General features: G+C 51.4%; 11 protein-coding genes. 2 read left to right on the forward strand and 9 right to left on the reverse strand.

Annotated elements, in window-relative coordinates; genetic code table 11:
* Complete coding sequence (locus AC0YOA_RS12520) at positions 1-894, forward strand: carbohydrate ABC transporter permease (protein WP_475786839.1); 894 nt, start codon at positions 1-3, stop codon at positions 892-894.
* Between the two features lie 181 nt (positions 895-1075).
* On the opposite strand, the gene AC0YOA_RS12525 is transcribed toward AC0YOA_RS12520, so the two are convergent.
* The 7 genes from AC0YOA_RS12525 to AC0YOA_RS12555 form a co-directional block, all read right to left on the reverse strand.
* A complete protein-coding gene (locus AC0YOA_RS12525; protein WP_475786840.1) occupies positions 1076-2944 on the reverse strand; it encodes a cache domain-containing sensor histidine kinase in 1869 nt (622 codons plus the stop codon).
* On the reverse strand, positions 2937-4574 hold the full coding sequence (locus AC0YOA_RS12530; protein WP_475786841.1) for a response regulator: 1638 nt from the start codon (positions 4572-4574) through the stop codon (positions 2937-2939). Before AC0YOA_RS12530 ends, AC0YOA_RS12525 begins: the two co-directional genes overlap by 8 nt.
* A gap of 58 nt (positions 4575-4632) precedes the next feature.
* Positions 4633-5886: an FAD-dependent oxidoreductase gene (locus AC0YOA_RS12535; RefSeq protein WP_475786842.1), complete on the reverse strand. Its 1254-nt coding sequence runs from the start codon at positions 5884-5886 to the stop codon at positions 4633-4635.
* Positions 5887-5949: 63 nt separating this feature from the next.
* Positions 5950-7509, reverse strand: coding sequence for an extracellular solute-binding protein (locus tag AC0YOA_RS12540; RefSeq protein ID WP_475786843.1), 1560 nt, complete (start codon positions 7507-7509; stop codon positions 5950-5952).
* Between the two features lie 76 nt (positions 7510-7585).
* Positions 7586-8461, reverse strand: coding sequence for a carbohydrate ABC transporter permease (locus AC0YOA_RS12545; protein WP_475786844.1), 876 nt, complete (start codon positions 8459-8461; stop codon positions 7586-7588).
* 13 nt (positions 8462-8474) lie between these two features.
* Positions 8475-9389, reverse strand: a complete 915-nt coding sequence (locus AC0YOA_RS12550; protein WP_210046787.1) for an ABC transporter permease — start codon at positions 9387-9389, stop codon at positions 8475-8477.
* A gap of 325 nt (positions 9390-9714) precedes the next feature.
* Complete coding sequence (locus AC0YOA_RS12555; RefSeq protein WP_475786845.1) at positions 9715-9867, reverse strand: hypothetical protein; 153 nt, start codon at positions 9865-9867, stop codon at positions 9715-9717.
* A 314-nt stretch (positions 9868-10181) separates the two neighbouring features.
* Here AC0YOA_RS12555 and AC0YOA_RS12560 point away from each other — a divergent pair, with 314 nt between their 5' ends.
* The gene (locus AC0YOA_RS12560) at positions 10182-10994 is read left to right on the forward strand and encodes a DUF6492 family protein (RefSeq protein WP_475786846.1); all 813 of its coding nucleotides are present in this window, start codon (positions 10182-10184) and stop codon (positions 10992-10994) included.
* Between the two features lie 215 nt (positions 10995-11209).
* Here the strand turns inward: AC0YOA_RS12560 and AC0YOA_RS12565 are convergent, their stop codons facing one another.
* Together AC0YOA_RS12565 and AC0YOA_RS12570 are read right to left on the reverse strand one after the other, a co-directional pair.
* Positions 11210-12619: an MFS transporter gene (locus AC0YOA_RS12565; RefSeq protein ID WP_475786847.1), complete on the reverse strand. Its 1410-nt coding sequence runs from the start codon at positions 12617-12619 to the stop codon at positions 11210-11212.
* 88 nt (positions 12620-12707) lie between these two features.
* A complete protein-coding gene (locus tag AC0YOA_RS12570; RefSeq protein WP_475786848.1) occupies positions 12708-13514 on the reverse strand; it encodes a DUF6597 domain-containing transcriptional factor in 807 nt (268 codons plus the stop codon).
* Positions 13515-13563: the final 49 nt, after the last annotated feature.

Below are 13563 nucleotides of genomic sequence, written 5' to 3' on the forward strand. Positions count from 1 at the left end.
ATGACAGAAAAAAAGACAATCCCGGATAAGCTCTTCGATATTTCGGTTTACGCCTATATGCTGGTTATTTTCCTGATTACGTTCTACCCCTTCTGGAACATTCTTGTGGTGTCCCTGAACGATGCGACCGATTCCGTTCGCGGGGGATTATATCTGTGGCCGCGGGTGTTTACGCTGGACAGCTATCAGACCATATTCCGGAACTCGGAGCTGATCAGCTCCGTGAAGGTGACTGTGCTGCGGACCGTTGTCGGTACGCCGCTTTCCGTCCTTTGCATCTGCATGATGGCCTATTCGCTCAGCAAACGCGAACTGATCGGCTGGCGGTTTTTCACGCTTCTATTTATCTTCACCATGTACTTCGGCGGGGGCCTGATTCCTACCTATATGATCATCAAGTCGCTCGGGCTGATCGATTCCTTCTGGGTGTTCATATTCCCCGGACTGATCGGTGTGTTCCTGATGATTCTGGTGCGCACCTATATCGAGCAGCTGCCTTCCGAGCTTGAAGAGTCCGCCAAAATCGACGGTGCCAACGAGCTGCAAATTTTCGTCCGCATCATCCTTCCGCTCTGCGTTCCCGTACTTGCGACCATTGCCCTGTTTATCGGGATCGGCCATTGGAACGCCTGGTATGATTCCTACATCTACACGTATAAGCCCGAGTTAAAAACACTGCAGGCCATCCTGGTCAAAATCCTGAACCAGTTCCAGACCGGCTCCATGGTCTCGGAAGCCGAGCAGATGGCCAACAGCACCAAGCGGATTCCCGTTTCCGGTGAAAGCATCCGGATGGCCGTCACGATGGTGGCAACCCTGCCGATCGTGCTCGTCTATCCATTCATCCAGCGGTTTTTTGTCAAGGGGATCATGATGGGAGCTATTAAGAGCTGATTAATATGGGGAAGAATATACATTCTTTAGCTTTGTGAAATTTTAAATTTGAAAAAAAAAACAGACCAACCATGATATTGATCATGGTTGGTCTTGCTTGGTATTACTTTATCATACCCGAATATCTGCTGAAGGAGCTCTGGAAGAGGAGTCTTATCCATCTTCCCGACTCAATTGATCTTCAGCTCTGTCTCGTCAATTCTTCACGCTCGGCCTTCAAACGAACCGTAACCGTCGTCCCTGCGCCAGGCTGCGAAGAGATGCTGATCCCATAATGATCTCCGGCATACAGCTTAATGCGCTCATTAACATTAAACAGACCATAGGAGCTGCCGCTTCCGGAACCGTCGTTCCTGGCTTCGGGCATCGCCTCCATCAGAAGCTGCCGCGACAGCCGCTCATCCATACCGATACCGTTGTCGGACACGGTAAAGAGGAGATCGCCGGTGTCCTCTCTGACGGAGATGACGATGGTGCCGCGTTTCCCTTTGGCTTTGCGGATCCCGTGCAGCAGCGCATTCTCGACGATAGGCTGAAGGATCAGCTTCGGCATCAGATAGGCGTCCAGCCCCGGCTGGATCTCCAGCTGAAAATCGAACGTATCCGGAAACCGGCTCTGCTGAATTTCCAGATAGACCTGGGCCAGGCGGAGCTCGTCCTCCACGCTGACGATATTCTTGCCCTTGTTCAGACTGAGCCGGAAATATTTGGCCAGGCTGTCGATCATCTGGCTGATGTCCGCTGCTCCCTTGCCGATCGCGATCCAGTTGATCGTATCGAGCGTATTGTAGAGAAAATGAGGATTGATCTGGGCCTGCAGCGCCTGCAGCTGCGCCTCGCGTTCATGAATTTGAGCCTTGTACTTCTCTTCGACAAGCGTACGCACCCGGATGATCAGATGATCGACGCTTCGTTCGAGCATGTGAAAATCGCCGTTTACGGGCGAGAGATCCTTCAGACTTTCCGTCCCCTCCTTGCGGATGACGGTAATGACATGATTCACCCTGCGGTTCATTCCCCGCACGATGATAGTCAGCAGGACAAAAGGCAGCAGGAGAAACAACGCGATATACTCCAGAAGCGACGTCCATTCCGACCTTTGCGTCAGCTTGACCGCGCGCTGCGACAGCTGGGATTCGGTTCCTTGGGCAACCAGCTTCCAGCCGGTTGAAGGAAGTGTCGTATACATCACGTCATTGACCTCCGCATCCAGCTTGAGCGAGCCGCTGCCTTCGCTTCCCTGCTTCAACAGGTCCAATATGGACCGGTCAATGACCGTACCGATCCGTGTCTTGTCAGGATGATAGACCACGGAACCGCTGGAATCCACAAGATAAACCTGCGTTCCCGGCGAGAACTGGAGAGCCGATAGAATATCCGACACCAGATTCTCCTTCACATCGACCATCAGCACACCGGATATCTTATCGTAGTGATTGGGGTCCCTGAGCATGCGGGCTGAGGAAAATATATTCACATCGCCCACATCCAGGTAGGTTTCCTTGTAATCGCCCGTCCACACGATTCCTCCATTGGCCTCGATGATGTCGGAGTACCAAGGTCTTCCCTTCAAGCTGTCCAATGCGAAAAAATTGATCTTCTCTCCCGCATAAAGCTTCGATTTGTCGACGAACAGGCGGACATGGAACACGTCGGTATTCAGCTGCACCGTATCGACCAGGTACCTCAAGTCCTTGATGACCTGCAGTTGAATGGCAATCGATTGGTCATCGGCTCCAACGGACAGGTAGGAATGGAGGTTGGAATTCATGAATGCCGCGTCGCTCAAATCCTGAATATGCTCCAGCCGGTAAGAGAGATTGCTGCCCGCCTGCTTCAGCGCCTGCTGCATCGTCCGCACCACTTCGCCTTTCAGAATCATGGCCGAGCGCTCGTAATAGCCGTACAGGAAGACGGCCGCCGGAACCACGATCAGCAGCAGATAAGCCAGCAGCCATTGGCGGGGAATCGTGAAGCGGCGGACGAGGCGGCGTAGCAATGCGGCTCCGGATGCCAGCAGACGCAGGATGGTTTTGACGGCCTTATACATAATTGTCCCGGTAAACGCTCGGCGTTACTCCCGTTGCTTTCTTGAACAGCTTGGTGAAGTAGCTCGGATCCATATACCCGATTGCATAGCAGATATCGTAAAACTTGTACTGGGGATCGCGCAGCAGCTCCTTCGCTTTATCCACCCTGACCTGAGTTAAATATTCGTTAACGGTCTGTCCGGTCTCCTGTTTAAACAACAGGCTGACATAGGTTGGCGTCAAATACACCGCCTTGCCGATATCGGCCACGGTCAAACCGCCGTCCGCATAGCTTTGTTCAATAATTGTCCGTACCCGTTCAACCAGATTAGCCACTTTGCCCGTCCGCTTCTCACGGATACGTTCGCAAACCGCGGACAAATGCGATTCAATCAGCTGCCGCATCTCGCCAAGCGTCTCCTGCTCGAACAACGCTTCCCACAGCAGGGATTCGGCCCCTTCCAGCTCGGAGGATTGCGCATTGAGCTCCAGCAAAAGCTGCCCTACCGCAAGCACGATCTGCAGACACACATTGCGCCCGTATTTCAATCCGTCCCGCCGGTTGCGGCTCAAGTCCGTGAATATATGGTCGAGAACCTCCCGCAGCTTGTCCGGATCGGCAGCCTTCAATGCCGAAATGAGCAGCTCATTATGAGCCAGATCATACCTGTTGATACTACTGGCATCCGTCTCGGGGATTTCCAGGCTGTCCATCGTGATGATCCGGTTTTTGCCCAGATACCATTTATGGTCAGCCGCCTCGCGGGCCTGCTTGTAGGAGTGAGCCAGGTGGGACAGAGCGGCCACCCGGTCGCTGATCCCGATCGTAACGCTGATTTTGAGCCAGCGTTCCAGGTTATCGCGGATATCTCCGGCTAACGCGAACAACGCTTCCGCCGCATCCGGAGCGTTATCGCCTTCCATGTCCATCCGCAAAACACCGACGAATTCGCCGTTTCGGTGCTCGAAGGCATAGCCGCCGAGGTGGGTAGCGATCAGCTCCTGGCATATGTTCAGCACCGAATACCAAAGCAGCTGGCGATCCCGCTCCGAACGGCTCGCCATCACTTCGGCCAGGTCATCGACGGAGATGACGATCACCCAATAGGAAGCCTCGACGGGCAGGTCCAGCCCGAGAAATTCAAGCCGCTCGCCAAGCTCCACCTTCGGCACGCTGTTATCGATCAGCGACAGCAGAAACTTCTCCCGCAGCAGCGGCATGCCTTCCTTCAGCTTGACCTGCAGGTCCTGTTTAAGCCGCTGCTCCGCCCGCTCCGCATCCAGATCCGCTACGACCCGCTTCATCACCGCGCTGAGCTCCTGCAGATTGACCGGTTTGAAGATGTAATCGACCGCGCTTACTTTCAAAGCGGATTTCAAATAATCGGCATCATCATGACCGCTGACAAAAATAATTTTGCACTGGGGATAATGAGCGGAGATTTGCCGGGACAACGTGATCCCATCCATGTTCGGCATGCGAACGTCCGTCAAGATAAGATCGGGCTGTTCCATTCCGATCATTTCAAGCGCAACGTCCCCATCGTCCGCTTCGCCCATCACTTCAATACCGAAGGAGGACCAGTTGAAATAGGTCTGCAAGCCGGATCTCACCGTCGGCTCGTCATCCACGATCAGCAATTTGTACAACGCTCTGTCCTCCTTTCCCGCTCATTTGCGTATCCGCTCCCGTCACTCGTTCGGACTTTTATTTCCGCAAAAATCTGACTCCTTGATGTTCTAATATTTCATGCAATTTGTCTATTGAAATATTTCTCATGGAGCTGGATTCGTCCAGAGAAACGGCAGCCGCAGCGCCTGCAGCCTGCCCCAGCGCATAACAGGTCGCTTGTACGCGCATGGAGGACATGGCAACATGCGTTGCGGAGATCGCTCTTCCCGCCACGAGCAGATTGTCGATTGCGTCGGGTACCATGCACCGATAGGGTATATCGTATCCGCTGACTTTACGCTCATCCGTTGTTTTCTTCGCATCGGGACTATGAATATCGATCTCGTAATTGGTCTGCGCGACCACATCCGGGAATCGGGCTCCGCTCACCACATCCTGCTCGGTCAGCGTATAGAGTCCCTCGATTTGATTCGTCTCCCGGACTCCGGTCTGCGGGGCAATATGGGATAAGGCATAGGTTTCGAATCCGGTTTTCTGCAAGTAATACGCGATGGAGAACACCTGCTTCAGCGCTTCTGTCTCCGCATAATTGACATCCTTGATTTTGGCGCCGTTCGCTTTGACCCGCGACATATTGACCAGCAGCGTGCCATCGTTATTTTGCTCCCAATACAATCTTCGTCCCTGCGGCAGATCCGATACATCCCCGTAATCATAGCATCCTTCCGGCAATACGGGCGTGACGGGCTTGCCGGTATTTTGCATGGTGAACATCAAAGTCATCGGCTGCGTCAAGCCGTCTTCTTCCCGGCCGGCGTGATAGGGGACACCTGCATCGATCGCTGCCCTGGCGTCGCCTGTACAATCGATGAAGCAATCTCCCTCGAAAGCCTTCAATCCTTCCCTGGTCGATACGATAACCGCCCGGATCCGGCTGCCCTCCTGAAACGTTCCGATGAATTCGCAATGGTAAAAGACCTGCACCTGTTCCTTTTTCATTTTTCCGTTCAAATACTGCCGGAGCAGGAACGGCGAATACTGCGGCGCAATGGACTGATCATGATCCGGCGGCAGGTATTCCGCCATCGTCTCCGAGATAATCTCCCGGTAAATTCCGGTTACATTGCCTACAGGCATAAATATGCTGACATTGGCGAGCGTCCCCATGCCGCCAAGCTGCGCCGATTTCTCCAGCAGTACGACCTTCTTGCCGCATCGCGCCGCGCTGATTGCCGCAGCCGTGCCCGCAGGACCGCCGCCGATTACAATGACCTCCGCATGCAGATACGTATCAATTTGACGCTTGAATGAATATTCCGTGTTATTCATAGCCAAGTCTCCTCCAATGAAAGGAAGCGACAAGCTGCTAACCACCTGCCGCCGCCTATTCTGTTATTTTTGTAGAGTCGCGTACCAATCGTTGATTTCTTTCGCGCTTGCTTCTTCTCCGGCCGCTTTATATTTGGCCTGGAATGCTTCCAGTCCGGACAAGGATTCGGCACCCGCGATAAGCTTCACCGTATAATCGCCGACCATGGATTCCAATTGAAGATTGTTCTTGGCGTAATCCGGCATAAACGGCGCAAGACCGAGCTTATTCGGGATTTTGACCTCATCAGGCTGCTGGTTGTTCAGGAAATCGAATGCCTCGAACATAACCGGATTTTTGCGGACACGAGCCTGCCAGTACAAGGGATAATTGGTCTCGTCCGTTCCCGCCATATAGTTGTTCGCCAGATTGCGTTCATCAGTGAAGATCGGCAGGATTGGCGTATAAGCGCCGTTCTCAAACTTATAGTGCTTGCCTTCTTCCCCGATAGCCATATCCTTGAACGTCTCTGCATCCAGGCTTGCGTTGATCCATTTGATCGCGTCCTCCGGATGCTTGGAGGCTTTCGGAATGAAGGTCAGCCGGTCGAAGCCCGCATTAGCCGCGAAGCCCGCTTTGCCTGCCGGTCCCTTCAAAGCTGGAACGTAAGCGAATTTCGCATCCGGGAGATTCTTGATCATCGCATCGGAGATCGTCGGAATGTCGGCCCAATGGACAATAATGGCGCCGGCTTTGCCGCTTGAGAACTTCTCTTTGGCGGTCGCATCTTTGTTGGCGACGAACTCCTTGTCAAGCAGGCCTTGCTTGTAAAGCTCGGACGTATAGGCGATATAATCCTTGTAAGCCGGGTCGAGGAGCCTTGGAACCAGCTGTCCGTCCACATCGTTCCAGGTATTCGGCATGCCGAACGCGCCTACGATATTATCGAGCATCGGAAGGTCCCCCCTGATCGTAAGCGGCACATTCTGATCTCCGTTGCCCCCCGGATCCTTCTCCTTGAACGTCTTAAGAACGGTGACCAGCTCGTCTGTCGTTGTCGGCATCTGCAGGCCCAGCTTCTCCAGCCAGTCCGTACGGATCAGGATGCTGCTGTTTACGGGATAGGTGATCGATGTCGGAATCGCGTATAACTTGCCGTCGACCTTGAGGGCATCTATGGATTGCTGCGAAATCGACGTTTTGATATTAGGACCGAATTGCTCGATGAGCGGGGTCAGATCGACCAGCGCTCCCTTCTGGGCATAATCCGAGTAGAGCGCCATATCGCTGGAAGTGGTGACGAGATCGTACGGTTCGCCTGAAGCCATAAGCAGATTGAGCTTCTCGGATGGCTTATCCTGCGGCAGCATGTCGTACTGCACTTTATATCCCGTCTTCTCCTCCAGCATTTTGGCAACAGGATAGGTGTTGTAGTCTTCGTTCTGCCAGACGTCCAACCGCTTCAAAGTGGGCTTGGACTCCGTGTCATTACCGGCTGTGCTTCCTTCACTGCCCGCATCTGCCGCCGTATTCGATTCCCCCGAAGCGTTCCCCCCGCCGTTGTTCGACGAGCAGGCTGCCATAGCCGCAATAAAAAATGCAGCCATGATCATAACCATGATTAACCTGGATCCTTTTCGCATTGTAAACCCCCCTGAATTTATTATATATCATTAAACTTTCACAAAATCCCTGAAAGCGTTAATGCTAAAATTGCGCTTACCCTTTGACAGAACCGATTAATACGCCTTTGATAAAATATTTCTGCAGGAAAGGATAGACCAGCAGAATGGGAATGGTCGACGCAATGACCGCCGCCGATCTGATCCCTTCCGCCGGAACGTTCATCATATCATCGGCGCTCTTATTCAAGGCCGAGGATGTATCGGCATTCATGACAATGTCCTGCAGATATAATTGCAGCGGCTTGAGCGAGGAGCTGTTGATATAGAGCATCGGATTGAAATAATCATTCCAGAAATAAACGGCGTAGAAGAGTCCGATCGTCGCCAGCACAGGTCCGCTCAGCGGAAGGATAATCCGGAACAGGATGGTGTAATTCCGCGCTCCTTCCAGCTTGGCGGATTCCTCCAGGCTCGAAGGAAGATTCTCGAAGTAGCTTTTGATAACAAGCAAATTGAATACGCTGATCAAGGCCGGCAGAATAAGCGCACCCAGATTGTTAATCAAGCCCAATTGGCGGATGAGCAAATAATTCGGGATGATGCCTCCGTTGAACATCATCGTAAAGATGAACAAGACAATGAGAACACCCATACCGGGAAGCTCCCGTTTCGACAGCGGATAGGCCGTCAGCGCCGTGATCAGCAGGGACGACAGCGTTCCGATCACGGTGATAAGCGCCGAAATGAGCAATGAATGAAGGAATTGACCGGAGGTTGCGACATAATGCAGCGTATCGAGCTGAAATCCCACCGGAATAATCCCGACTTTGCCTGACACGATTGCCCACTCTTCGCTTATCGACTTTGACAGCACATTCGCGAAGGGGAGCAGTGTCGCGAGCCCCATGACGGTCAGGATGATATAAATCCCGCCATCCAGCGCATAGTCTCCGATTTTTTTGCTGTGCACAATATCTAACCCCCTACCAGATGCTTCGCTGAAGAAATTTTCGACTGAGCATATTCCCGCCCATAATCAGCAGGAAGCCGACTGCGGAATTGAACAGGCCAACGGCCGTGCTGAAGCTGTAATCCTGCTGCCCCAGACCCATGCGGTATACGTACGTTCCGATTACGTCCCCGCTCTTGTAGACAAGAGGATTGTACATGGTCAGAATTTGTTCAGTCCCGGCTTCCAGCAGGCTGCCGATGCGCAGAATGAGCATGAGTATAATAATCGGCATGATGCCCGGCAGGGTGATGGACAGCATCTGTCTGATCCGGCCCGCGCCATCGATGGCAGCCGCCTCGTATTGCTCCTGCTCGATGCCCGCGATGGCGGCTATGAAGACAATGGCGTTCCACCCGATTTCCTTCCAGCCTGCCGTGAATACAACCACGCTGCGGAATAATTGATTGTCGGTCATGAAGGAAATAGGCTGTCCGCCGAGCGAACGGATAATCTCGTTGACGAATCCTCCTGAAGGCGAGAGGATGTTGATGAACAAGCCCGAAATAATAACCCACGACAGAAAATGCGGCAAATAAATAATGGTCTGGATCGTGCGCTTGAAGAACATCCGCCTTACTTCATTCAGAAGGAGCGCGATCACGATCGGAATCGGAAACAGGATTACGATCTTGTACAGACTGATCAGCAGTGTATTGGCAAGCACCTGCAGAAACTCATCCGAATGAATCAGCTTCTCGAATTGCGCAAGTCCCACCCACTCGCTGCCCGAAATGCCGCTAAAAATATTGAAATCCTGAAAGGCGATCACAATCCCATACATGGGCGCGTATTTAAACAACAGCAAAAAGATAATCCCCGGAAGCAGCAGCGCATACATGTCGAGATTTCCGCGGATCAGCCGCAGGCGGCCGCCTCTCTTTCCCATGCTGACGGCAGACTTGTTATCGATCGAGATGTCGGCCTTACTCAAAATTCATCACCTTCTTCTGTCTGTTATGTCTTTATTTTAAATAACCGGCTCACGCCTGAGTAGAAGGCAATCCATCGATTTCTGGTGGTATTCTATAGTGTTTTACAGATTTTTATAGGGTAAGAAGAAACGGCTGAAGCCGTTTTTTGGCGGCGCAGCAAGTTTCTTCTCTTATCGCAATGGATAAAAGTGAAACTTATACATTCTGTAGGGTTAAGAAAAAGCCGCTCTTCTGCTGGAGAAAAGTCGGCTTTCATTTATCCTGTTTATTCGCCCTTCATTACATCGTTTCAAGCACAGACAGCAGGATCTGGTATTCATAATCCGTTAGACGGGCGATATTCATCCTGCGGCTGTTCTCCCCGGTTGATCCAGGCTGTCTGAAACTCGAAATTTGCCGCTCCGGCAATATCCCATCCATGCGCAGAGACAAACGCCATCTTCTCCCGGTCTATGCCCGTGTGATCCAAAACCAGGCTTTACGTAGCGGTTGACGGTTTATATTGTCTGCATTCGTCTGCACTGATCACCCGGTCAAAGAGCATCTCTAATCCGCTGTTATGCAGCAGCGCAGCGAGCGTAAGTTAATGTTCCGTTTGATAGCCCGATCGTCTGCTTATAAATGGCCCCCGAGAAGATAGCTTACGCCCCGAAATCCCCTCATTAGCCCCTTCCAGAATGGTTGCCTCCGGCATATATAAAAGGAGAACAAACACATTGGACAAATGAAAAGGAGCGGATTCTCAGGTGCCATCGGGCGATGGAATCAAAATCGACGTCGTCATTCCGGCTATTGCCAAAGATTTGGGTACTCTTCCTCACGTGATCGAGGGCGTAAGGAAGCATGTGGCGCATCCTATCGGCCAGATCTTCGTCGTGGCGCCCGATAACAAAAAGATCAAAGCTGTCTGCAAGCGCAAAGGCTGCACTTTTGTTCATGAAGACACCGTCCTCCCCCTTCGAAAAAAACATATCGTCTATCACTCCAAGAAATGGGAAAGATCCGGCTGGTTGTACCAGCAGCTATTAAAGCTGGGGAGCAGCTCCTTCGTGGGTCAACAGCATTATTTGGTCATGGATGCCGACACTGTGCTTATCAGGCCTCACCGATTCCACGTGGACAGCAAACAGGTGTTTTATTGCAGGGGATGGAGCCAGCCGGAGTATTTCGTCACCTACCGCAAGCTCCTTGGGAAGAAGGCTCCCCGTCCCCGCTCCTTCGTGACGCACTATATGATGTTTGACAAGGAGAAGCTCAAGTCGCTGAAGAACAGCATCGAGGAAAGGCATGGAAAGAAGTGGTACAAAGCGATCATCGCAAGCATCAACCGCAAAAAGCAATTCGGGTTTTCCGAGTTCGAGACTTACGGCAACTATGTGTATTCGCTCAATCCCGGGAAAGTCCGTTTGAAGAGCGCGCTGAACAAAAGTCTGTTCTCCAGCCCGTCAGACCTGTCCCAATCGAAAATCAGCAAGCTGGCAGGCAGCTACCGTTCGCTTTCTTTTCATAAAAGAAAAGACTATATCCGGACGGAAAGCAAGCAGCCTGCGAAAAATTAGGCCGTGCTGTAAAGCAGGGGCGTTCAGGAATCCAGCCGCCGATGCACGCCGGCCCTCGGGTTATCCGACGGTAAGCAAGAGGATTTGCGAAGGTGTTGCTTGAGGGTTCAGTGGCTATTTCAAAGGAATACGTGACAAAGGCTGGCCTGATCATCCATGGAAAATCAGGCCAGCCTTGATTTCATATCCGGGGTCCAGCGCGATGCCGGTCTTATTTAATTGCCATGACTCTCAGCTCCTAAAGAGGGGGTTTGACTTGCACGCCGTGAAAATAAGAAATACATAAACGTACTGCAGAGTATAACCAAAATCATTAATAACGTTAAATTGACAAACAACAATGGCTGTTGTTCCACAACGAACGGGTGAAGCTGAAATGTCAGGAAAAAGCCATCCAGCAGTTTAGCCGCGACAGCTGTTCCCAGCGCTTGCGCAATAAACATGCCTAGACTGAATATTCCCATGCCGATTCCGATCTGATCCCTGCGAAGCGTTGAGGACACGCTTTCGGTTATTGACGTTTGAGCAAAAGCATACCCCGTGTTCATGACCACCAAGGACGCCGCTATCCACCATACCCATTGATCAATGCTAATCCAAATCAGTGCGAAGCCCAGAGAGATCAGGCCCAAACCGCTGAACGTAACATACCTGGCCCCTCTTTTCACAACGATATCGCCAGCTATTTTCCCGCACAACGCTGCGCAGATTGCGCCAGGAAACATGATCACGCCTATTGTCTCGGCACTTAAAGCGTAGATCTGAGACAGCATCAACGGCAGTAGGAACATCATCGTCATAATGGCGCTGAACATAAGGAATCCGATAATAACACCGATTCTGTACAAGGGATTTCTAAAGAGCGCAGTCTCAAGAAATGGATTCGCGCGTACCCGGACATGAAGGGCAAACCAAATGCCTGTAGCGAGACTACCCGCAAGGTACGCCACATTCAATCGTGTCAAAAACAGCATCAATCCTGAGACCGTCAAACTCATAAGAACAGCGCCAAGAAGATCGAATTTCCCTTGCTTCTTCTCCTCGACGGGAAGAATTTTCAAGAAAAAGGGGATGGCCGCAAGCGTAAATACCGGAATTAAAAATAAGTACGCCCAGTGTACGAGACCGGTAATGTATCCGCCGAGTACAGGTCCTGCCGCAACGCCGAAGGAGAATGCCGATGTCACCAAACCAAACATTTTCTTGCGGCCTGTGGCCGTAAAATAGCGGGTAATGATCGTGTTGTTTATTGCCGGGATGGCTGAGGCCCCCAGTCCCTGAATGGCACGAAAGAGAATAACCGTGCTGTAATTGTCATGAAAAATAAAACCGAGAACAGAACTCGCGACATAAATGGCGATTCCAATCACCATAAGATGCTTCGGGCTGAACATGTCGCTAAGCCTGCCAAACACAATAGAGCCGATCCCAAAGAAAAGAATAAAGATGGTCACTACCCAACTGACTTGGGAAGGAAGTAAATGAAACTGCGCTGCAATACTCGGTGTAGACACATTAAATACCGTTTCATTCAAAACGGAGAAAAAGATGACATAGAGGAGCCAAGGCATAATCCGCCTTATGTCAGCTTCACCCGGTTGAGATGTAGTCTTGGATATCGACATTGAATGCCCCCTTTGAACTGGATTCAATGACTATATTAGACTTTTCCAGGCCGTCAAAATAGTAAAAAACGGACTTCCTCAGTCCGTTCTACACTTGTTTGGGCAGTATCCCGTAATAACGCTTGAAGCTTTTAATGAAATGCGATTGATCATAGTAGCCGTATTTGACTGCAATGTCCGAAAAGCTTGAATATGCGCCGGTGCAAAGCTCCTGCAGGATGCTTTGAAATCGAACAATTCCCAGCATTTCCTTCGGGCTGAGTCCAAGCTCCTGAGCAAAGGTCCTTCTTAGATGCCGTTCGCTGAAGCTAAGCCTGTCCGCCAGCTCCGATGTTGAAATACTCCCCTTAAAAGCATACATATATTTCATACTTGCGAGCAGCAGGGAATTGGGTGAAGTGTTGCTGGAGCCTAATAAATATCGCAGCTTGCGTTCCATGATTTCAATCATGTCTGAGGCTGTACCGGCAGCTAAGATCTCCTCAACCATATACAGCCCTTCAACTCCCCATATCTCCTCCAGGAAGACATGCTGTCCGATAAATGCGGAGACGGGAAGTTTCAGAATGGACTGCGCGGATTCCGAAAAAAAACGAATGCCAAACAAAGACCTGGCATCGGAAATATGCAAGACTTCAAATTGATTCATCAATCCTTCGACAAAGGCGGCCTTCCGGGGGGCCGGCGACCGGAGGTCAACAATAATGTCCACGCAGCCATCCGGAATGATCCGGTGTAATTGATTATCGACATCGGCATGAAAGTCAATGGTCCAATAACAACTGACATGCGATGCCAGTTGTTCGCACGGAGCATATTCCCGGTACCTGTAACCGGGGTGCTCCGGCTCCTGCTGAAATATAGGCGATTGAATAGGACGATAATTACTCGTCATCTCCGCTGAAGCACCTCCCTGCCTAACCACTAGTTATAAATCCGGTAAT

This window comes from Paenibacillus sp. JT22N12 (genome assembly GCF_056269365.1).

Coding starts and splice junctions, on each gene's coding strand:
- AC0YOA_RS12535 (WP_475786842.1), bottom strand. CDS start 5,886: ATGAATAACACGGAATATTCATTCAAGCGTCAAATTGATACGTATCTG.
- AC0YOA_RS12550 (WP_210046787.1), bottom strand. CDS start 9,389: ATGGGAAAGAGAGGCGGCCGCCTGCGGCTGATCCGCGGAAATCTCGAC.
- AC0YOA_RS12520 (WP_475786839.1), top strand. CDS start 1: ATGACAGAAAAAAAGACAATCCCGGATAAGCTCTTCGATATTTCGGTT.
- AC0YOA_RS12565 (WP_475786847.1), bottom strand. CDS start 12,619: ATGTCGATATCCAAGACTACATCTCAACCGGGTGAAGCTGACATAAGG.
- AC0YOA_RS12540 (WP_475786843.1), bottom strand. CDS start 7,509: ATGCGAAAAGGATCCAGGTTAATCATGGTTATGATCATGGCTGCATTT.
- AC0YOA_RS12570 (WP_475786848.1), bottom strand. CDS start 13,514: ATGACGAGTAATTATCGTCCTATTCAATCGCCTATATTTCAGCAGGAG.
- AC0YOA_RS12525 (WP_475786840.1), bottom strand. CDS start 2,944: ATGTATAAGGCCGTCAAAACCATCCTGCGTCTGCTGGCATCCGGAGCC.